The sequence below is a fragment of the Blautia parvula genome, assembly GCF_020215665.1.
Classification (GTDB): domain Bacteria; phylum Bacillota; class Clostridia; order Lachnospirales; family Lachnospiraceae; genus Blautia; species Blautia celeris.
This window is the reverse complement of the sequence record NZ_CP084061.1, coordinates 1471322-1492545: the sequence shown is the minus strand read 5'-3', so window position 1 is coordinate 1492545 and position 21224 is coordinate 1471322. Positions and strand designations below refer to the sequence as shown.

The 21224-nt window shown below is 44.3% G+C and carries 25 protein-coding genes; 20 read left to right on the top strand and 5 right to left on the bottom strand.

Annotation, left to right across the window (positions count from 1 at the left end):
- Window positions 1-270 precede the first annotated feature (270 nt).
- From LC508_RS07085 to LC508_RS07030, 12 genes are all read left to right on the top strand, one after another.
- Window positions 271-1248, top strand: coding sequence for a hypothetical protein (locus LC508_RS07085; protein ID WP_225305335.1), 978 nt, complete (start codon window positions 271-273; stop codon window positions 1246-1248).
- A gap of 367 nt (window positions 1249-1615) precedes the next feature.
- Complete coding sequence (locus tag LC508_RS07080) at window positions 1616-2152, top strand: GNAT family N-acetyltransferase (RefSeq protein WP_033140570.1); 537 nt, start codon at window positions 1616-1618, stop codon at window positions 2150-2152.
- Window positions 2153-2218: 66 nt separating this feature from the next.
- The gene (locus tag LC508_RS07075; protein ID WP_103733132.1) at window positions 2219-2728 is read left to right on the top strand and encodes a GNAT family N-acetyltransferase; all 510 of its coding nucleotides are present in this window, start codon (window positions 2219-2221) and stop codon (window positions 2726-2728) included.
- A 111-nt stretch (window positions 2729-2839) separates the two neighbouring features.
- A complete protein-coding gene (locus LC508_RS07070) occupies window positions 2840-3529 on the top strand; it encodes a Dph6-related ATP pyrophosphatase (protein ID WP_054353779.1) in 690 nt (229 codons plus the stop codon).
- 100 nt (window positions 3530-3629) lie between these two features.
- Entirely contained in the window at window positions 3630-4061 is a 432-nt protein-coding gene (locus LC508_RS07065) for a DUF2383 domain-containing protein (protein WP_054353778.1), read from the top strand.
- 173 nt (window positions 4062-4234) lie between these two features.
- Window positions 4235-5254 carry an aromatic acid exporter family protein gene (locus LC508_RS07060; protein ID WP_033140566.1) on the top strand — a complete coding sequence of 340 codons (1020 nt, stop codon included), beginning with the start codon at window positions 4235-4237 and terminating at the stop codon, window positions 5252-5254.
- 84 nt (window positions 5255-5338) lie between these two features.
- Window positions 5339-5965 carry a flavodoxin gene (locus tag LC508_RS07055; protein ID WP_103731971.1) on the top strand — a complete coding sequence of 209 codons (627 nt, stop codon included), beginning with the start codon at window positions 5339-5341 and terminating at the stop codon, window positions 5963-5965.
- 14 nt (window positions 5966-5979) lie between these two features.
- Window positions 5980-6927, top strand: coding sequence for an AAA family ATPase (locus LC508_RS07050; protein ID WP_103731972.1), 948 nt, complete (start codon window positions 5980-5982; stop codon window positions 6925-6927).
- A 3-nt stretch (window positions 6928-6930) separates the two neighbouring features.
- Window positions 6931-8028, top strand: coding sequence for a DUF58 domain-containing protein (locus tag LC508_RS07045; RefSeq protein WP_103731973.1), 1098 nt, complete (start codon window positions 6931-6933; stop codon window positions 8026-8028).
- A complete protein-coding gene (locus LC508_RS07040; protein ID WP_158587379.1) occupies window positions 7988-10405 on the top strand; it encodes a transglutaminase-like domain-containing protein in 2418 nt (805 codons plus the stop codon). Before LC508_RS07045 ends, LC508_RS07040 begins: the two co-directional genes overlap by 41 nt.
- A 109-nt stretch (window positions 10406-10514) precedes the next feature.
- Window positions 10515-10718 carry a helix-turn-helix transcriptional regulator gene (locus LC508_RS07035; RefSeq protein WP_033140560.1) on the top strand — a complete coding sequence of 68 codons (204 nt, stop codon included), beginning with the start codon at window positions 10515-10517 and terminating at the stop codon, window positions 10716-10718.
- Window positions 10715-11173 carry a DUF6773 family protein gene (locus tag LC508_RS07030; protein WP_054353771.1) on the top strand — a complete coding sequence of 153 codons (459 nt, stop codon included), beginning with the start codon at window positions 10715-10717 and terminating at the stop codon, window positions 11171-11173. Before LC508_RS07035 ends, LC508_RS07030 begins: the two co-directional genes overlap by 4 nt.
- A 61-nt stretch (window positions 11174-11234) precedes the next feature.
- Here the strand turns inward: LC508_RS07030 and LC508_RS07025 are convergent, their stop codons facing one another.
- Entirely contained in the window at window positions 11235-11447 is a 213-nt protein-coding gene (locus tag LC508_RS07025; protein ID WP_018594431.1) for a cold-shock protein, read from the bottom strand.
- Window positions 11448-11808: 361 nt separating this feature from the next.
- On the opposite strand from LC508_RS07025, the gene bcp reads away from it, so the two are divergent.
- From bcp to LC508_RS06985, 8 genes are all read left to right on the top strand, one after another.
- The gene (gene bcp / locus LC508_RS07020) at window positions 11809-12261 is read left to right on the top strand and encodes a thioredoxin-dependent thiol peroxidase (RefSeq protein ID WP_033140558.1); all 453 of its coding nucleotides are present in this window, start codon (window positions 11809-11811) and stop codon (window positions 12259-12261) included.
- 8 nt (window positions 12262-12269) lie between these two features.
- Complete coding sequence (locus LC508_RS07015) at window positions 12270-13337, top strand: hypothetical protein (RefSeq protein WP_146051695.1); 1068 nt, start codon at window positions 12270-12272, stop codon at window positions 13335-13337.
- The gene (locus LC508_RS07010) at window positions 13318-13659 is read left to right on the top strand and encodes a hypothetical protein (protein ID WP_033140556.1); all 342 of its coding nucleotides are present in this window, start codon (window positions 13318-13320) and stop codon (window positions 13657-13659) included. The genes LC508_RS07015 and LC508_RS07010 overlap by 20 nt, the downstream gene beginning before the upstream one ends.
- A 13-nt stretch (window positions 13660-13672) precedes the next feature.
- The gene (locus tag LC508_RS07005) at window positions 13673-14446 is read left to right on the top strand and encodes a hypothetical protein (protein ID WP_054353767.1); all 774 of its coding nucleotides are present in this window, start codon (window positions 13673-13675) and stop codon (window positions 14444-14446) included.
- Window positions 14443-15303 (top strand): hypothetical protein, encoded by an 861-nt coding sequence (locus LC508_RS07000; RefSeq protein ID WP_103731977.1) that lies wholly within the window; start codon window positions 14443-14445, stop codon window positions 15301-15303. Before LC508_RS07005 ends, LC508_RS07000 begins: the two co-directional genes overlap by 4 nt.
- Before the next feature lie 142 nt (window positions 15304-15445).
- Window positions 15446-15697 (top strand): hypothetical protein, encoded by a 252-nt coding sequence (locus LC508_RS06995; protein ID WP_103731978.1) that lies wholly within the window; start codon window positions 15446-15448, stop codon window positions 15695-15697.
- A 237-nt stretch (window positions 15698-15934) separates the two neighbouring features.
- A complete protein-coding gene (locus LC508_RS06990) occupies window positions 15935-16597 on the top strand; it encodes a GPP34 family phosphoprotein (RefSeq protein ID WP_103731979.1) in 663 nt (220 codons plus the stop codon).
- Between the two features lie 208 nt (window positions 16598-16805).
- Window positions 16806-17711, top strand: coding sequence for a hypothetical protein (locus tag LC508_RS06985; protein ID WP_118594212.1), 906 nt, complete (start codon window positions 16806-16808; stop codon window positions 17709-17711).
- A 275-nt stretch (window positions 17712-17986) separates the two neighbouring features.
- On the opposite strand, the gene LC508_RS06980 is transcribed toward LC508_RS06985, so the two are convergent.
- From LC508_RS06980 to LC508_RS06965, 4 genes are all read right to left on the bottom strand, one after another.
- Window positions 17987-19228 (bottom strand): IS256 family transposase, encoded by a 1242-nt coding sequence (locus LC508_RS06980; RefSeq protein ID WP_225305334.1) that lies wholly within the window; start codon window positions 19226-19228, stop codon window positions 17987-17989.
- 101 nt (window positions 19229-19329) lie between these two features.
- The gene (locus LC508_RS06975) at window positions 19330-19623 is read right to left on the bottom strand and encodes a DUF6442 family protein (RefSeq protein ID WP_054351065.1); all 294 of its coding nucleotides are present in this window, start codon (window positions 19621-19623) and stop codon (window positions 19330-19332) included.
- Between the two features lie 130 nt (window positions 19624-19753).
- The gene (locus tag LC508_RS06970; protein WP_054351066.1) at window positions 19754-19987 is read right to left on the bottom strand and encodes a hypothetical protein; all 234 of its coding nucleotides are present in this window, start codon (window positions 19985-19987) and stop codon (window positions 19754-19756) included.
- 230 nt (window positions 19988-20217) lie between these two features.
- Window positions 20218-21213: an SPL family radical SAM protein gene (locus LC508_RS06965; RefSeq protein WP_033140548.1), complete on the bottom strand. Its 996-nt coding sequence runs from the start codon at window positions 21211-21213 to the stop codon at window positions 20218-20220.
- Between the last annotated feature and the right edge of the window lie 11 nt (window positions 21214-21224).

The following is a 21224-nucleotide window of genomic DNA, read 5'->3' as shown; positions in this document are numbered from 1 at the left end:
GAAATTTTACGGGATTGACAGTGCGGAGGGAGGAAGGTATAATCGGTTTATCTGGAGAGCATTTCATTTAATCTGCGGCAGGTCTGCCGAAAAATCCAGAAAGTATAAAATTGTATATTGTCGGACGAAAGAGAAAAACGGCAGAAACTGCAGTATGATGCAAAGTAAAAGTTGATATAAACTGTGTTTTGGTTTATATTGTTGGTATGGGATACAGATATCCTGTGGTCTGGTGGTCTGCCTTTTACTTTTTGTCCGGGGAGGAGGTCTATGAAAGGAATTGTACTGACAGCCATGGATGACGAGATCTATGAGGTACTGTCAGATAACGAAATCTTTGCAGATTTATTTAATGGTGCCTTGTTTGGGGGAAATCAGATTATCAGGCCGGATATGCTGGAGCAGGAAAACGAAAAGAAAGTTATGCGTGTAGGAAAGGAAGGCGGAAGGCGGGTAATACTCAGAAGAATCCGGGATGTGCAGAAACTGTCTGGGCTTCGGGAGAGCTGCCTGGCAGTTGTATTGGCCGCAGAAGGGCAGAGGAATGTACATTATGCCATGCCGGTCCGGTGTATGCTCTATGATGCAATGGATTATACAAGGCAGGTAGAGCGTATGGTAAAAAAGAGAAGAGAGGAGGGAAAGCTGGAAAAGGGAGCAGAGTATCTATCCGGAATGAAGAGGGAAGACAGGCTGCTGCCGGTGATCACGATTGTATTTTATTATGGGGAGGAACAGAGCTGGGATGGGCCGCTGTATCTTCATGATATGCTGGATATTCCGCCGGAGCTGGAACCGTGGGCAGCGTGTATCCAGGATTACCGGGTCAACCTGGTATGCAGCGGTACGGTGGAGAGCAGTCATTTCAGGACCGGACTTCGGGAGGTCTTTGAACTGCTTCCGCTTCTGAAGGATAAAGAAGGGATGAAAGAATTTCTGAAGACCAGAAGGGAGGAGTTCATGCATCTGGATGCCAAAAGGGGCTGGCTGGTATCAAAGTTTCTGAATGTTCCTGCTTTGAAAGATTTAAAAGAAAATGAGAAGGGAGAGGTGAATATGTGTACTGCAATTGAGGAAATGCTGGTGGAAAGAGAAGAACAGGGTATTGAACAGGGAGAAATGCGGGTGAATCAGTTAATTGAAGTATTATTGCGGCAGCCGGGTCAAAAGGAGATTTATGAAGAAATCAGGAGAGCTGTAACAGACCGGGAATATCAGAAGAAGCTTTTTGATGAATTCGGAATATAAAGGCTTCGTCATGGGCCGAATGGTCATCACGGTAAATGTGCAGACCTGTCTGAACTGTTGCAGACATATAATTGGGCATATAGCCGGGATATTTAGTGACTGACAAACTATAATGCTTTTTCTTCCGGATTATGGTATGATGATACAAATGAGAATTTGGCAAAAAAACAGGATTTATAGTATGAGGATATCAGTATAGTATTCAACAATGATCGTGAGGACCTTTAGGAGTCTTTTGGGTTTTACAGAGATGTACTTGGCTTCAGCAAAGGCCATCTTGGCGGGATGCTGTAAACAGGCCCTTAATTTCCAGTCTGTCGAAAGGAATCAGGGTTTCTGTATTTAATAATGGGGGTGAGAGGCAGCTATGAATATAAAATATCGCAGATTAGATATATCGGAATGTTTAAAAATAAGAGAAATAGATGCTTCTCAATATATTGGCCAGGCATGGCGCGAAGTTGATGGTAAAAGACAGCTTGTAAAAATAGACTATTACGAACCGGACCTTCCCAATGGGTTTGATGCTCACTTAAGTAAATTAATAGAAACGGTCAATTCCGGAGGGGTGGTGCTGGGGGCATTCCATGATATGCGTCTTGTGGGATATTGTAGTGCAAACAGTCTTGTTTTCGGTGAAAAATATAAATATGTCCTGCTTGATCAACTTTATATATCAAAGAATTTTCGAAATAAGGGTATCGGGAAAAGGTTATTTTTTATGGCGGCTGATAAGTCTAAAGAAAATGGGGCAGAAAAGTTTTATATATGTGCCGGTTCATCAGAAGAAACAATAGCTTTTTATTATGCTATTGGGTGTAAAGAAGCTATGGAAATAAATGAGGAATTATTCCAAAGCGATACGCGGGATATGCAATTGGAATATGATTTTAGAAAGCTATAGGAAACTGGAGCCTGTTTGAATGATAGTAATATGATTTGAATGATCCATTAAGTGAGGTGAAGGAATATGTTGGGATTAAGACCATATAAAAAATGTGATGCAGAGTATATTGTTAAATGGATAAAAGATGAAGTGGCTTTTAGGAAGTGGTGTGCAGACAGATTAAAAACATACCCTATTACCGCAGAAGATTTGAATGATTATTATGAGCAATATGCATTTTCCGATTCCTTTTTTGAGATGACTGCTTTTGATGAGACAGGTATAACAGGACATTTGATTATGCGGTATACGGATGGCGATAAAAAAGAACTTCGCTTCGGATTTGTAATTGTAGATGACAGTAAAAGGGGAAAAGGATACGGAAAAGAAATGCTGAAAGCAGCCTTGCAGTACGCCTTTGATATTTTAAAAGCAGAAAAGGTAACACTTGGAGTATTTGAGAATAATGAACCGGCTTATTATTGTTACAAAGCGGCTGGATTTCAGGATGTATTTCTTTTAAAACCTGAGATTTATCATATTCTTGACGAGGATTGGAATTGTCTGGAGTTAGAGTTTATTCGCCGGACATAATTTGTAGACAGCAGATTTCAATCTGTCGAGTGAAATACTTGGATTAGATTATAAAGATTTTACAGGATAAAGGCTGTATATTCATCTGAATTTCAGCCTGCAGAGGTGCATATGATAAACGCATATTTTAATTGGAGCAGTGGAAAAGATTCAGCAATGGCTCTGTATTATGCAGAGAAATATGGAAAATATGATATTCGGTCATTGTTTACCATCATCAAAAAGGAAGAATCCAAAATAGCAATGCATGAGATAAGCATTGATTTACTGAGAAGGCAGGCGGATGCCATTGGGATCCCGTTGTCGGTATTGGAGTATGATTTGGCAGCTCCGGAGGAAGAATTTCGATTTGCTATGAACAGGCAGATGGAGCGATTCAAAGATCAAAATATTGCAGCAGCTCTGTTTGGCGACCTGTATTTGGAGGAATTGAGAAAGCGCAGAGAGGATAACTGCAGATTACAAGGTATTCGGGCAGAGTTTCCGCTATGGGGAATGGACACGAGAGAACTGCTTTATGAATTTATAAAGCAGGGATTTAAAAGCATTGTCACATGTGTTGACGGCTCGGTGTTAGATGAAACTTTTGTCGGGAGGATCATTGATGAAAGTTTTATACATGATCTGCCGCCCAATGCAGATATCTGTGGTGAAAACGGGGAGTATCATTCTTTTGTATTTGACGGACCAATATTCAGTAAACCTGTTGACTTTGAAATAGGCCGAAAGTATTACAGGGATTATCCGAAGGATGATGATATCTCTAAACAAAATAGGTACTGGTATCTTGAATTAAAGTGAACGGTCATCCAGTGCCCTGTGGGTATAACCGCCGGCAGACCCGCATAAAAAATCCGCAAATGCCCATACTAAAAGGAAAAAAGAAAGAAGGGCATGAAACGTGGAGACACATACCAAGAAGCTTTTAGAGGAATGTAACTCAGGATGCAAGATGGGAATCAACAGTATGAAGCAGATCAGCGATTATATCAAAGATGAGAAGCTGAAGAATCTGGTAAATGAATATATCCGCAAACATCAGGATTTGGAGAAAGAAACCTCCAGGCTGCTGGAACAATCAGGCGAGGAGGAAAAAGAGCCGGGTCCTGTGGCTGCCGCATTTTCCTGGGTTACGACGGAGATGAAGCTTATGATAAAGGATGACAGCGGACAAATAGCAAAGATTTTAATGGATGGCAGCAACATGGGAATCCAGAGCATCAGCAAGGCTGTCAACCAATACAGCCATGCGTCCACAGACAGCGTGGCACTGGCAAAGCGACTTGTCAAATCAGAAGAGAATTTTATGAGAGATTTAAAACCTTTTCTTTAAAGGATTGGGGCTGCCGGACGGAGAAATCCGTGAGGGGCCCTTTTTTGTATCGTATTTCCATGCAGCAGGTATTCGCTTCATCGCAAAGCGATTTTTAACGGGCCAATACCCGTAGGGATTCAGTTGGCTGAAAGCTGTGATATTTATGAAAACAGGAGTTTGGAGGTTTTTGTATGCTGAAAATGAAAGCCGGAAAATATTTGGCAGTGGCTCTGAAAACAGCCATAGGAAGCTGTATTGCCATACTTGCGGCAGAGCAGTTTCACCTGGAATTTGCCAGTTCCGCAGGGATCATTGCCCTGCTGACTTTGATCAATACGAGATGGGACACACTCAGGCTGTCTGGGGTGCGGCTTGTCTCTTTCTTTGCCACCGTGCTTCTGGCCTGGATGATCTTCAGCCATATGAGCCGGGAATGGACCACATATGGTGTGTTTGTATTTTTACTGGTGGGGATCAGTCTTTTTGTGGGGTGGCAGAATACCATGTCTGTCAATGCAGTCATAGGGACACATTTCTGGACCACCCATGATTTCGGGGCAGCTACTATCTGGAATGAATTCTGTCTTGTCTTTATCGGCATTACGGTTGCTGTCCTGCTGAACCTGTTCCAGCGCAACCAGAGCAGAAGAAAGCAGATTATGCTGGATATGCGGTATGTGGAGGCCAGACTGCAGGATATCCTTAAGATGCTGGCAGACTACCTTATGCAGAGAGAAAATGAGGCGGATGTATGGGAGGAGATCGCCCATCTGGAAGAACATCTGTCCCATTCCATGGAACGGGCCTATGAGTACGACAGAAATACGTTTCTTCCGCACACGGAATATTACAACCACTACATTGAAATGCGGACCCGGCAGTGCAGTATGCTGCAGAGTCTTCACTTGGAAATACAGAAGATTCGTACCATGCCAAGCCAGGCGGAGACCATCGCAGAGTATATTACCTACATGAAGAATTATGTGGAGGAGAAAAATATACCGAAAAAGCAGATAGAGCGGCTCCGCCAGGTGGAGGATGCTTTTCACAGGGCACCTCTTCCCGTGACGAGAGAGGAGTTTGAGGGAAGGGCAGTCTTATATCATATCATGATGGATTTAGAGGAATTTCTCCTCTACAAAAAACGATTTATCGAATCCCTCAGTGAAAAGCAGAAGCGGATTTACTGGGAAACGGAAAAAAAGGAATGAATTGGGGTCTTGCGCTGGAGTTAGGTCCACCATTTATGATAGAATAGGGATATGCATAAATATACGCAGAAAGGATGGACAAATATGAAAAAAATCATACCTGTGACCATATGTTTCCTGATCGTTTCCCTGTCCCTGTCCTCCTGCGGTAAGGAAAAAGCAGAAGATACAGCAAGGCAGCAGGCAGAAGGGGATACCGGAAAGGTTCTGGTTGCCTTTTTCTCATACGGCGGAAACACAAGAAAATTGGCAGAAAATGCTGCCCGGTACACGGGTGGTGATCTGTTCCGGATAGAAACGGAAAAATCCTATGCGGAAGACTATGATACATGTCTGGAAGAGACAGCCCGGGAGATGGAACAGAATGCCCGTCCGGCACTCACCACCCATGTGGAAAATATGGAAGAGTACGACGTGGTGCTGCTCGGTTTCCCAATCTGGTGGGGAAGTATGCCCATGGCCGTAAATACATTTCTGGAGGAATATGATTTTGAAGGAAAAATCATTGCGCCCTTCTGTACCCACGGAGGCAGCGGGCTTGGCAGCAGTGTAACGGATATAGAAAAATTATGTCCGGATGCGGAGACCGCAGATGGACTGGCAGTCTATGGCTCAAGAGCTGACCAGGCAGGGGAGCAGGTGGCAGAATGGCTGGAAAAGCTGGGCCTGTACGGGGAGAATCAGGACAGGGAAGAAGAAATACAGGAATAGGGGGATATCATCTTATGAAATCAAACAGAGAAGCTGTGTGGGAGGTGCTCGCACAGATCAATCAGGTAATATTGGGAAAAGAGACGTTGACGGCAGAGGTTCTGGCGGCGATGCTGGCGGGAGGCCACGTCCTTTTGGAGGACCTGCCGGGATCGGGGAAGACGACTTTAGCGCTGGCGCTGTCCAGGCTTCTGGGATTGGACTGGAAACGTGTACAGTTTACGCCGGATGTGCTGCCGTCGGATCTGACGGGGTTTTCCATATACAGAAAGGACCTGCAGAGATTCGTCTATCAGCCGGGCGCTGTGTTCTGTAATCTGCTCCTTGCAGATGAGATCAACCGCACATCGCCGAAGACGCAGTCTGCCCTTTTGGAAGTCATGGAGGAGGAGCAGGTGACCGTGGAGGGAGTGACCAGAAAGGTGCCCGCTCCATTTTTTGTTATAGCCACTCAGAATCCTGCCGGAACTGCCGGCACACAGATGCTGCCGCCGGCGCAGATGGACCGGTTTATGATATGCACCAGCATGGGGTATCCTGATTTTGCCAGTGAGGTGGAGATGGCAAAGGGAACGGGGATTGAGAGAAGGACAGACCATCTGAAATCCATGCTGAATGCCCAGGTGCTCCAGAATATCAGACAGGAAGTGGAGCAGGTATTTGTCCATGATTCTGTCTACCACTATATCGTGAAACTCATTACCGCGACCAGGCGGAATCCCCATTTTGAAGCCGGTGCCAGCCCGAGGGGGACGATTTCTCTTGTTCGCATGGCAAAAGTCACTGCCTGGATCGCGGGAAATGATTTTGTTTCCCCTGCGGATGTGTCCGCCCAGTTTATTCCTGTGACCGGCCACAGAGTCAGGCTGAGCACCAGGGCGCGTATGGATGGTGTGGAAAAAGAAAGCGTGCTGGCTGAGATATTGGAACGTGAGGAGAGGCCGTTTTTTAAGGGGAGATGACAGATGAGGAAATTCCTGATAACATTGGTACTTGTTTTGTTTTTTTATCTGGCAGGTCTTTACCGTTCTTCTTCGGTGATGATTTTTATCTCAGCTTTTCTTGTGTTTCTGACAATTCTGGGGATTTTATCCAAATATTTGGCCCGCAGGCTTGAGATCAGTGTGGAGCCGGAGAGAAATAAGGTGTCTAAGGGCAGCACTCTGACAGTGGCTCTGACTGCAGCTAACCGCTCCCGGGTGCCTGTCATGCGGTTTGAGGTCCGTCTTAAAATATGGAACCGGGGAACATCCAAAGCTGAAGTGAAAAAGATACAGGGATATGTTCCGGGAAGGGGGACTGCAAGGATAGAGGCGGAAATTTCCCCAAAGCACTGTGGAGTATTGGAAATCTGCACAGAAAAAGCGAAAGTATGGGAGCCGCTGTGCCTTTTCTTCGGACAGAGAAAGACACAGGCTTCCTGTAAAGCGGTGGTATTTCCGAAGGGGTATGAGATGCAGTTTTTCATGGATAGCCTGCCTTTCGGCATGGAGGCGGAAGCAGGGAAAAACAGGCCCGGAGTGCAGCCGCCTGAAATCTATCAGATACAGGCTTACCGCCCCGGAGACGGACTTCGGGATATTCACTGGAAGCTGACGGCCAGAAGCGGGGAGCTGCTCAGCAAGCAGTATTGCACAGAGGTTCAGGCGCCGGTCTTTGTATTCTGGGATACCAGGGTGGAGAAGCCCTTAAGTCCCGGGCAGATGGATGCGTTCTGGGAACTCTGCTATGCGGTGAGCGCAGGCCTTTTGAAGGAAAAGATCAGCCATCAGGTGGGATGCTGGGACAGAATGACCGGGCAAATACAGGTGTATCCCACAGCGTGTTGTGAAGATATTATGGACAATGTATGTGAAATGATCCGCAGGGATGCGCTGACTGTGGAGAATGGATATACAGAGGAAGTATATTTAAGGGAAATGTATCGGAGGCAGGAGGAGGGAGAGATTGTTCTTTGTATGGACACATCCCTCAGACTGCATTTGTATCATAAACTGCTGATTCAGTTTTCAGAGGATGATTATGCGGAAGAAATCAAAAAAGAAAGATTTTTACTTAGCTGATAAAGGAAAAGCAGCGGGAAGAACCGGCGGACCGGTCAGTGGCCTGCTTTTTTTCGTCTGCTATTTTTGCGGTGTTTGCGGATATCTAAGGCTGTGTTCATTGATCTTCAGGCTGAATTACAGTTGGGAGCCGGTGGCTCTTGTCCTGGCTGCAGCCTGTGTGGGATGCTGGTTTCTGCAGGATATCGTGAAATGGAAGCCTGTCTTTGTAATGGGGGTGGGCATCGCAGCGGCCGGAGGCATGTTTCTGGCAAAGCAGGGCATGTATCTTACGAATATGAAAATGCTGTATGCGGCCGGAATGTGGAATATGAAGGCGATTCCTGTTATCAAAGTGACCGGACTTCTGTGTATCTGTATGATTCTGGGGACTCTTTTTGTTTACCTGACAGCGAATCTGGCCAGGCAGGGATGGATTTTTTATTTTATCACCTTCCCGCTTGTGTTTGCCGCAATGATGGAGCAGGCGGATTTAGATATATGGACACTCTGCCTTCTGGCTGTTTTTCATCTGGGAAACCGGATGGCAGCCGTTGCGGGGAAAACGGGTCGGAAGTCAGGGCAGCCCAGACGAAGCATCTATAAAAATGCGGGAAGGGCAGTTCCGGTACTCGTTGTCCTTCTTCTTCTGGCTATGGGCATTGCAGGCAAAGGGCTGTCAAAACATATGGAAAACCTGTACCAGGTCCCCCTGAAGGCAGGTGACAGAGCCTGGCGGATGGCAGCAGGCCTGTGGCTCCCGGAATCCGTCAAAGGCCAGGTGAACAGGGGCGGTCTCTATCCAAGCGGCAGGGAACAGATGGAAGTGATCCTCCGGGAAAAGCCGGAAGAGGATCTGTATCTTAAAAGCTTTGTGGGGGATATTTATGAAAACGGTGCCTGGAAGGCAGCGGACCAGAACGCGTTTTATGAGGGGCTGGACGGGCAGTACGCGGCCAGGGAGGGAGCAGATGCCAGAACATATTTTGAAAACAGGCAGTTTTATATGATCCGCTACATTCTTTCCGGTCTTGGAGGGACAGACGGTGATATGAATGTGCCCGGAGAAAAGAACGTGGAGCTGCGGTCTCTGGCGCCGGAGAACAGGATAGTATCGGTACCTTATATTTACGGAGAAGAGTATGGAGACGATAAGGTACACAGGGGAACTATGTATACAGAACAGGATTTTAAAACCGTGCTTGCCATGGCAGACGCAGACACCAGACTTCGGTTTGAGGAGGAGGAGCGCGCCTACAAAACTTTCGTGGAACAATCCTGTCTCGTGGTTCCCTGGGAGGAGGTACCGCAGTTTGTGAATATCTGCAGGTCCAATGATAAATCCGGGACAGAGGAGGTCACCGGATTTATCCGGGCCTGGCTGCAGTCAAAGGCAGCGTATTCTCTGAATCCGGGTGTGGCACCTATCGGAAGAGACCCGGCGGAATATTTTATATGTGAACAGGGAAAAGGATACTGTCAGCATTTTGCAACCGCGGCGGCGCTTATGTACAGAATTTATGGGATTCCATCCCGTTATGCCGTTGGATTCCGGGTGACACCGGATTTGTTTGAGGAGCAGGAGGACGGCAGATATAAGGCGGTTCTCACAGATGAGCAGGCGCATGCCTGGGCGGAGATCTATTTTGACGGTGAAGGGTGGCTTCCTGTGGAGACAACTCCTGCAGCCGGGACACAGTCTGCTGGGATGGATGGGGAAAACGGAGACTATATGCCGGATACAGAGGCAGCAGCCGGAGCTTCCGGGGCGGAAAATGGGACTGGCAGGGAGGACGAGTCAAATCAGGGAAACCAGGATGTTCCGGATCAGGCAGAATATGGGGAGGAACCGGGGAAGGAAGAATCTGCCGACGAGACAGAAAACCGTAAGAAAGATGGGGATGACGGACAGAAGGAGCAGCCGGGAGGCAGTACAAATGAGAACCGTAAACATAATGTGCCGGAGCGTATTCGCATCTTTTTTATCAGGATGGCACCTGTATTTGCCGTTGCGGCAGGGATTATTTTTGTATGGCTTATGATTTCTCTGCGGCGGTATATCATTCTGCGCAGACAGGAAAAATACGGAGCCGGTCAGATCATGGTAAGAATGCTGGAGGTTCTTGGAATGACAGGAGAGATAAAGGACTGTGATCCCATTGATCCCATGGGAGCGGATTTTCCGGAAAGACTGTCTGGTATGGTTCCCGCCATTACAAAAATGGAAGCCGGGCAGATACAGCGGGCTGCCCTGCAGGAAAGCTTTGGAAATGAGGCGCTTTCCGGAATGCAGGGAAGAGAGGCACGCCGTGTTTATAAGAAAGCGTGTTCCTACGTCTATGGAGGACTGCCGTGGTATAAAAAAATTTATTTCCGGTATGGAAAGGTTTATAGATAAAGGAATCCGCAGAACAAATTGACGATGTCGTGTAAATGCGTCATATGTTAAATATAGTTGACGTATCTTTGGGAAAGGAATATAATGAAAGTATCAAAGGAGGTGTGCCGTGAAGAACATGAAGTTAAAAATTGCCAGAATGGAAAAGAATCTCTCACAGATTCAGCTGGCAAAGATGACGGGCGTTACCAGGCAGACCATTGGTATGATCGAGGCCGGCGATTTCAATCCGTCGTTGAAACTGTGTATTGCTATATGCAGAGCACTGGACAAGACATTGGATCAGTTGTTCTGGGAGGAGGATGACCTATGAACAAAAAATTTTATGATGAAAGACAACAGCAGGATGCAGACCGGAATGGAAGGAAAGCGTTTGAAGGTACCTTTTTTGTGCTTGCTGCGGTAATCATTGCGCAGATGATCCTGGCGCAGGGCGATGTGCGGCAGGTACTGGGAGAGACCATAGCGATTCTGGCCGGCGGAGGCATCTATTTGGGGCTGACAGTAAAAGACGGGAATCTGAACAGGCATACGCCGAGAGTGATGGAAAATCTTATCATCAGTCTTAGCTGCGGTGTGTTTTTTGCACTGTTGTTTATAGTGACAATGTATCTGAAGACAGCGGGCAGAACGTCTTTGCAGGTGCTTGGTATATGGGGTGCAGGCTGTATGGTTCTGTTCTTTGTTCTGGGGATGGCAGTGCTGACAATTCTGGCAAAGAGTGCCGAAAGACGGCAGAAGAAAATGGAAGAGAAGTATGACGAATAGTAAAAAGGATAAAAAAGAGGCTGCGCATGGGAATGCGCGGCCTCTTTTTTGCAATCAGGAATTATGCTGCACAAACATTAACTGCTTTCAGTTTTCTGCTGTCTTTCGGATCCTGCTCTGTATCAAATGTTACTCTCTGTCCTTCGTCAAGGCTTTTGAAACCATTGGAAACAATAGCGGAAAAATGTACGAATACATCCTCTCCTGTATTGGAATCAGTAATAAATCCGTATCCCTTCTGAGCGTTAAACCATTTCACTGTACCGTTATTCATAATCAGTACCTCCATATATAATATTTGGTCGTAATAAAATAGAAAAAAGCCAACACAACAATGAATTAAATGGAATCATTGTCTGGTCGGCTCTAAATTCAAATTAATCACTTTCTGTATCATATCATGGAGAATAGGGAATGTCAAGAAAAACTTTTGAGATGTGAAAAATAAGAAAAACACCGGATGCAGTATGCAACAGAAGAGACTTAAACGGACACATATTTAAAAGGATATGCAGGAAGGCGCAGTGTGTTGCGTTAGACAGGGAATGAAGTTATAATGATAGCAGATGGATTTTTCGGGTAAACGGCGGAAAAATAAGAAATGAAAATATAAAATGAGAAACGGAGGAAGAAATATGCTGGAAATCGGCAGTAAGGCACCGGAATTTTGTTTGTTAAATCAGGATGGGGAAGAAACAGCTCTGAGTGATTTCAGGGGAAAGAAAGTGGTGCTGTATTTTTACAGTAAGGATAATACGGCCGGGTGTACGAAGCAGGCCTGTAACTTTGGAGAGCTATATCCGCAGTTTATGGAAAAAGGTGCAGTGGTGCTGGGAGTTAGTAAGGATACGGTGGCTTCCCATAAGAAATTTGCGGAGAAATATCACCTGCCTTTTACTTTGCTCTCGGATACGGAGCTGAAGGTGATCCGGGCATATGATGTCTGGAAAGAAAAAAATATGTATGGGAAAAAGGTCATGGGGGTGGTGCGGACCACGTACCTGATCGATGAAAACGGAGTGATAGAAAAGGCATTCGGTAAGGTTAAGGCAGCGGATAACCCGGCGCAGATGCTGGGAGAACTCTGAGAGGGATCATGAGAAGGGAAAGGGCTGTTTTAGGGGTGTTTTCGTGTATGCATTTTCTCGTGGACGCAGCCTGCGCCTTTGCCATGTACGGGGTGTTTCGGGGGAGGGATGCCTGGTACTGGCATATATTTTTGTATAATTTCTGTGCGTTTGCGCTGCAGATGCCGCTGGGGGTTGTGCTGGACGGGATATGCAGAGGGAAGAGTGCGGTTGAAAAGTACAGATGCTCTGCGGGGATTGCAGTTTTGGGAGCTGTGCTTACGCTGGCCGGCGGATTTACCCATGTGATAGTTCTGGGAATCGGAAATGCGCTGTTCCACGTGGGAGGCGGCGCAGGCACGATCTGGTCCAGTGAAGAGGAGCGCAGTGTGTGTACACGACTGGGTGTTTTTGTGGCACCCGGAGCACTGGGGTTATTTTTAGGAAATGTGTGGAGTCAGTCTGCTGTCAGGGGATGGATCGCTTTAGCGGGAGCGTTGGCACTGCTGTGTTTTGGGGGGATGCTCCTGTGGCTGGGACGAGGAGAAGGTTTTGGAAGCTGTTTTGGCAGATTTGGAGAGAACAGGTCTGCATCAAAAGGCGGAATGGTGGTTGTCTGTTGTTTCCTGGTGGTGGTACTGAGGTCCTATGTGGGGATGGCAGTTGCTTTTCCTTGGAAGAATACTGTTTTCCTAGGCGTTGTGTGTACCGCGGCTGTGGCGGGAGGAAAAGCGGCGGGAGGATTTCTGTCTGACCGGATTGGAATATACAGGGCAGTGACGGTTTCTCTTGTTTTTGCAGCTTTGATGTATGGATTGGGAAGTTTTTGGGGAGCCGGTATACTGGCGCTTTTATTTTTTAATATGACCATGCCGCTGACGTTATTTCTTATGTGGAAGGAGATGCGGGAACAGCCGGGACTGGCATTTGGTGTGCTGACGTTTGCTTTGTTTTTGGGCTTTTTGCCTGTCTATTTCCAGAATGTACTGCCCATGGATTACCGGCTGACCGGAAGCCTGGGAAGTTTGTTTTCCCTTGTGATGCTTATGGGGGTGATAAGGCGGAAAGGAGCGGCGGATGGTTCTGTATCTGATTAAAATGTTTGGTGTTTCGCTGGGACTTACCCTTATGATAGAGGAAGCTGCTGCGTGGATTTATGGGATAAGGCGTGGAAAAGATTTTCTGCTGGTCTGCCTGGTGAACATACTGACCAATCCCGCGGCTGTGTTTCTTGCCTGGGTTTGGAGAATGTATATGCCAGATGGGGGGAAGTTTCTGTTTTATCTTGTGGCAGAGACAGCAGTAGTCGTAACGGAAGGAAAGATTTATAAGGCTTATCTGCTGGAGGGGAGACATCCTGTATGGTTTTCACTGGCGGCTAACGGATGTTCCTTTCTTCTGGGGCTTATGATCGGCTAACGGAGGGGTATGTATGAAAAAGGGAGTGGGGCTGTTTTTGCTGTTGATCTGTTTTGGTATTCAGGTTATGGAGGTTTCTGCAGATGTTATATTTGAACCGCAGGATATTTTTTACAAGCATCATGCAAATGAATGTGAATACGTGAACCATTTTTTTATAGTCAATGGCTATGAAGGAAAAACAGAACTTTATAAAAGTCCTCTGTCTGATAAAGTGAAAGCAGTTATGAAAAATAACGAAGAACACTATATTTCATACGTTTATACAGACATTAAGGGGAACGAGTGGGGATTGGTTGAGGATGTAGAGGACACAGAGGGATGGGTTCCCATGGTTTATATGTTTTCTCATTATGTAAGAGATTCTTTTCTGGAGGAATATAAATCACAGATCAAAAAAGAGGAAGGCATTGTTGCGGTTGACAGCAATGAGAAGATGTATTATTGGACGTATCCCGGTTCAGGTGATCCTTATAATGTGAAAACAGAAGGACATCCTCTTAATTACGACCGCGTTTTTATAGATGAGGAGGGGCTTAAATGGGCGTATGTAAATTACTATTATATGGGATGGCATTCATTTTGGATTTGCGTGGATGACCCGTCTAATCTGAATCTTCCTGTCCGGGAGGTTGACGACGAGATGCCGGAACCACCGGAATCCATTGACCGTGTCTATGGAGATGTTACGGTTTTTGTCTGGTTTGCGGCCGGACTTGCTGCAGTGCTTGTGATTGTGATCGGGTGTCTTATTTGGGGAATATATGGGAAAAGAGGAAAGGTATGAAAAAAAGATTACATATATTTTTGTTGGTATTACTGTGCATTGTTTTTCAGACTGCAGCAGTACATGCAGATCTGATTTTTGAGCCCGAAGACAGTTTTTATGAAAAACACGCAGATGCATGTGAATATGTGAACCGTTCATACATTGTCAACGGTTATGATGGGGAAACGGATGTCTATGAAAGTCCGGAATCCGCAGAAAAAGTGATGACTGTTAAAAACAGGGAGAAATACTATATTTCGTTTGTCTATACAGACAGGAATCATGTGAAATGGGGATTTATAGAAGATGGTCAGGAGAACAGCGGCTGGGTGCCCATGGACTATATGTATCCTGTGTATAACAGCCAGTCATTTTATGAAGAGTATAAGGATAAGATCACACCGGATGAAGGCATTATACCAAATGTGACAAAAGGAGATGTCATATATGGATGGACATATCCCGGGTCTGAGACAAAATATAAGATAGAAGTTATGGAGGATACGTTTGATTACGGTTCTACATTTACGGATGAGGAAGGGCATCAGTGGGGAAATGTAGGGTATTATATGGGAAACAGGGATTTCTGGGTGTGCGTTGATGAGCCCCAAAATCCCAATCTGCCGGTCAGGGAAATTAATGAGGAGGTGAAGGAAGCGCCTGAGAAAATTGACGGTGTTCCGGGGACTTCCGCAGAGGTAGATAACGGTACGGATAAGAATATAAGAAATGAAAAGGCAGATAAACAAACTGCAGAAAATGAAAATGCGGCCGGGACCGGTACAGAAAATATATGGACAGCGGCTTTGCTGGTTGTCCTGACAGCGGCGGTTACAGGGATTATCATCAAGAAGTTTTTCGGGAAAAAGAAGTGACGGCGGATTATGAAAACTCAAGGTCGAAGGAATCATTCGATATAATTGTCACTGTTAGTTACAATGTGATAAATGTATTATTTTGTAAATACAAGGACATTTCCAGCGAAATAATCATAGATACTTTGCGAGGAGAAAATATATGGATAAAATCGGATTTGCATTGTCTTTTATTCTGTTTGAAATAGGATGTATATGTCTTTTTATTACTGCGCTTTTTGATAAAACGATTCCGGTCATTGGGAAAATGGCAAGTCAATTATCAGAAACTCAAAGCTATAGCGATACTATGTATTTGACAAATTACATGGGAATTTACATATATTGTGCAGTAATAATGATAATTGGTGTGTACTTATGTGTGTTTTTTTACAGAAAGAAAAATCGAAATTGAAAAGCTTCTCATAACCATAAGCTTTATATAAAATCCAATTAAGGAGACTGTCATAAAAAACGGCAGTCTCTTTTTGTTATACACATACAAAAGCATACCGTTCAGGAAGAGATGTATACCGTTTAGGAATTATGCACTCAGCAGAGGTATGCAATATGCTAAGGTTAGTGCATGGAATAAATGAAAAAATACCGCAGCCTTGTTTAGCAAACACTAAAAAATTTGGAGGTAACACACATGAACAGAAAATCAATCGCACAGGAATATTATATTTTAGCCACAAATGAAAATGGATATATGCCGGTAATGCATCAAGACGAATCTATCGCCGGAATCGTGGCGGCGGGTATTATGGACTTAAAGCTTAACGGCGTAATTACAATGGAAAATAAAAAAATCACAGTAATCAAAGACATTCCGAATGAACTCAGTCATATAGAATCTCTCTATACATATTTGAAGCAGAAATCACGCACGATGAATCAGTTAATGAATTATTATATGCTGTCAATTGGCAGCAGTATGAAGAAACTAACAGCAGAGCTGGGGGAGTCTTTGCTCCATGATGAAATGGCGACGAAAGGGAAAGGTGGTTTATTCGGCCATAAAACCATATATATTCCGGAAAAAAACCATAAGGAGGAAATGATCAGTATCTTAAAATCAGCGGCAGCTAAGGAGGAAAATTCTCCTCATGATATGGCGCTCATTTATTTATTGATGGAAACAAAGAATCTGTATCGATATTTTACAAATGAGGAATTCTATGAATTAAAATCTAAACGGAAAGAAATGAAGAAAAATCCTCAATATAAACAATTAGATGATATGTTAAATTATGCGGGGGATTTGATGTTTCTTGTTTTTATAGTGGTTGTTATATTTTTTGTTGTCTTTTAGGTTATGCAATCTTGTATTCTGGTTTGCTGACATTTGATTTATTGTTAAGGAGGGACGTAAATTAACACTTAGATAGATAAACTCCAGTGATAATAGGCTTTCGACGTAAGACTGACAGAAAATTGGAATTGGAACATATAGAAAAGTAAAGTGGAAGGTTTATGACGTTTGTGCTATTATTATATTACAAATGTATGGGAGGAATATCTTGAAAAGTAAAAAAGTGAGAAAAAAGAAGGTTGTGTTAAATTCAGCTTTGGCCGTTATTATTGGCGGGGTATTAATGGGATGCTCTGCGAATTCAGAATCCCCTGAGAAGCTGACAAAAGAAAAAGAAGTTAAAAAAGAAAAAGAAGTCAAAAAAGAAACCACGAAGCTGGAAGACTTGGAATTGTCAGACCGGCAATTAATTTTTAAAACAGATGTGGAAGCACTGACAGAATTAAATATTCCGGAATATGCTTTGAAGAAAACCGTCAAACAATATGAAGTTAATGAAGAAGTCGGAGGTGGAATTTTTACTGAAAGCGGAGGGATGACCAGTATATCATATGGAGAGATTAGAGATGAAACGGTCAGTATGGATAAGGAGCAGGCTATTGCGAAGGCAAATGCGTGGATCCATACAGCATTTAATGAGTTTGATGCAGAACTTCTGGAAAAGAAAGAGCCTGTTGTAGCAGAGATGCTTAAAACAGAATTGGGAGATGAGGTTGAGGAATCTGTTATCGGATATAGGATAGAATACCCAAACGAATATGATGGTATAAAAATACAGTATGAGGGTATTAGTGTAATGTTGGATGATTATGGTGTTATCTATGGTAATATAACATGGAATGAATACGAAAAAATAGATTCACCACACGATTACGGAGCAGCTCAAAAAGTTGATTTTAAACGATCGGAAGAATTAATAGCAGACGTAATAACGAAAGAAAATAAGGAATTAGGATTAGATGAAAATAGCGAGGATGCAAAAGTGGTTAGTAATGTAGAATTAATATTTGCAGAAATCGGTGAGGAATCTTATACACCTGTCTGGTACTATGAAATGGAGGATGGGAGAACATATTACGTAAATTGTATGGATGGTCAAGCCAACAGCCTATGATTTATATATCAACAGAAGTGGTCAATTTTGTATCCCCCTAATTCCGGAAGGGAGACCGAAAGCCCGTCCTTCCGGAATTGGGGACAAATGTTGCAGTCCCGGCTGAGGGTATGCAGAGAGACTATGAAGAAAAGTCTGTAAATAAGATTCTTCTATGATAATGAGTGGTGAAAAGTCTTAAGAATAGGCTTTTCACCCTTACTTTATATATAACAGTTACAAAAAGGCATGTCAACAGCAGGCGGTAAATCCGCCTGTTATTTGCTCATGTTCGATCACTCCGGAAGCCGTCCTTCGTACATGATACTTAATTCTCCATACACCTGAGCCCAGTTCCGGATGGTTGTGGTCCATTTCTTTGTAGCCTCAAAGGTTGCTAAATATAACGCTTTGAGCAACGCTGTGTCGCTTGGAAATACGCTTCTCTGGCGGTTCAGCTTTCGATAAGTGGAATTCAGCGATTCAATGGCATTTGTCGTATATATGACCTTCCTGACCATTGCTGAAAACTTGAAAATTGGGGATATGGCATCCCAGTTATCCTTCCAGCGCTTCATGGAATTCGGATATTTGGGCGTCCATTTTTCTGTTACCCGGTCAAGTGCTGCCAGCGCCTTTTTTTCATCAGCTGCCTGGTAGATGGTCTTTAGATTTGCAGCAAATGCCTTCCTGTCTTTATCTGGAACATATTTTAATGTGTTTCTTACCTGATGGACAATGCATCTCTGATATTCTGTTTTGGGGAATGCGGCAGCAATGGCTTCCTTTATTCCCGTAAGGCCGTCCGCACAGATGATGAGGATGTCTTTTACCCCCCGGTTCTTCAGTTCATTTAAAACAGACAGCCAGTATTTTGAACTTTCATTCTCTCCCACATGGATTGTCAGTACCTCTTTCTTTCCTTCTGTATTGATCCCAAGGATGACATAGGCGGCAAGCTTGCGGATCACACCATTGTCACGGACAGAATAGTGGATGGCGTCAATGTAAAGGATGGGATAGACATTATCCAGAGGACGGTTCTGCCAGTCTTCGATCTGAGGAAGGATCTTGTCTGTAACATCAGAAATAAATCCTTCCGAGGTCTCAAATCCGTAGATATCTTCAATAGCTTCAGATATCTGCCGGGTAGTCATTCCCTTCGCATACATGGAGATGATCTTCTGGTCAATATCAGAAATGTCTTTCTGGCGTTTTTTGACCACCTGTGGTTCAAAGGTAGATTTTCGGTCTTGCGGCACATCGATTTCCATGGAACCGAAACTACTGTTGACCCGTTTTCGTTTGTAACCGTTCCGGTAATCATCATTGTCTGAGCGTTCCGATTTTTGATATCCCAGGTGATCATCCAGCTCAGCCTCCATCATTTCCTTGATGGTTCCGCCAAGAAGATCTTTCAGGGCATCCTGAATGTCTTCAGCTGTCTGAATATCGTATTCTTCCAAAAGCTGATGGATAATGCTGCGCTTTCCTTCCGTCATTTGTACTCTGTGTACTGGTTTCTTTTGTCTTGCCATAATAAAAGGCCCTCCTATGATTTTTATTTTATCATAGAAGAACCTTATAAATCCTATTTTACAGAAAAAGTTTCACACTCTCTATGCAGAAGACAGCCTTTTTATCCGGTAATTCCAAACCAAATAAGCAGGGCTGTTCCAATGATACCCAGTACGATTCCAATGATGAAATATGTTTTTTCTTTGTGTTCATCATACTTATATACAAGTGCGGCAGCGCCTCCGAAGAATAGGAGAGAAAGACTTCCCTTCCACGCAGGATTACCCTTTACAATACACATAATCGTCAAAATCTGTGCAGCGGCTGCTACAAAATCAAGCGCATGGCTTCTTGAACGGGTTTCAATCTGTTTATCGCATTCATTCTTTACAGGGCGCTGTATCTTTGTTTTCATTTCTGTCGTTCTCCTTTTCCTGAATTTTTTGTAATGGTACTAAGCGTTATCTGTTTGACAGGCAAACATGGGAGAGGAGACAGGTTTGTCTGAAATACAAAAAACGGACTCCCAAGAGCCCATTTTCTGCTTACCAGTCTTTCATGACCTGAAAGATTTCCTCTTCATAGTCACCGGTGATATCTTCATTGTATCCGCCGTGTTTTACATTCGTCTCCACGCCCCAGCCGTCTTCCTGGTACTCCCAGATATGATAAGGGACACCTCTGTAGTCAAAGTCCAGGCTGCCGCAGCCGTCCACTTCATTATATTGGAATTCCAGGGATTTCTCTTTCAGAAGAGTTTGTATTTTTTCCAGACGCATATGTATTTCCTTCCTTTCCGGTTATCTTCAGATAATATTGTAACAAAGAGAAAGAAAAATAGCCAGCCCTCATGGTAAAAATACTGGCGGAAATTTTGTATGCCGGATGATATGCAGTAATAAACATCCAACCGATAGGAAAGTATGTATCCTGACAGAAGCCACGTATCCCGGAAGATTCGCGGCTTCTTTTTCCGACATATGGATATGTGGGGATAAGTCGGAAACACTTAGCTGAAATATAATATTTCCATATTCGGCAGTTTTCTGGCAAGCTCTTTGCGGAAAAACAATTCGCCCTCCTGTCTGGACGGTTGATTATAGCCGTATTTGCCGCGGCCTCTGACCTGCATTTTATCTTTGTCGTAAAGGTCAGGGGCATCCGGGAATGCCTCCTCATTGATCTTGCGGTGGACAAAGCTGTAGCTCATGAAAATGATTTCTATAAATGCTGTTTTCTTGATCTTTTCCGAAAGCTTTTCCGATAGGACCGTGATCAATCCGCTGTACATATCCTGCCATCCGGACAGGAAAATAACAGGGGCAATGAGGATTCCGCAGGGGTATCCTGCTTCACACATCTGGTTCAGGGCTTCGATGCGTTTGTTTAAAGGGGAGGTGCCGAGTTCAATCTGCCGGATGATTTTTTCCGGATTTACGCTCATGCGGAATATGACCCTGCCACTGTGATGCAGGGAGAGAAGAGGCGCTACATTTGCAAATTTGGTCGGAAAGGTCAGGCGGCCTTTTTCATTTTCGGCAAAGCGTTCTATGGTCCATTCCAGATTGTGTGTGATGGTATTTTCCAGGACCAGATCGCTGTTGCTGCCGATTTCAAAGGTCAGATCTTCTGAAGCGCGGTTTGCTGTTTTCATGATTTTATCAAGCATTTCTTCCCGGTTTACGAAGAGACGCAGATAAGAGCATTTGTTATAGTTGCAGACCAGATAACAGTACAGACAGGCGGCAATGCAGCCGGATGAGGTGTAAGGTACCAGAAAATCAGAGACTTTGGCATTGGGTACATGCCGGTGTGTTTTGCGGATGCCGATAATGAGATACTGCTTCATTTCCCGGAAATCAGAGTTTGGGCGCGTGCGCAGTTCATCTATTTTATTGTGGCTGTCAATGGGAATCCAAGTTTTGTCCTGATATTTCTGCTTCAGGTATTTTCCCAGTTCATAGCCCATGGCTGCTTCTTCATAGTAGATTTTGTCTGGAAACATAATACGGACCT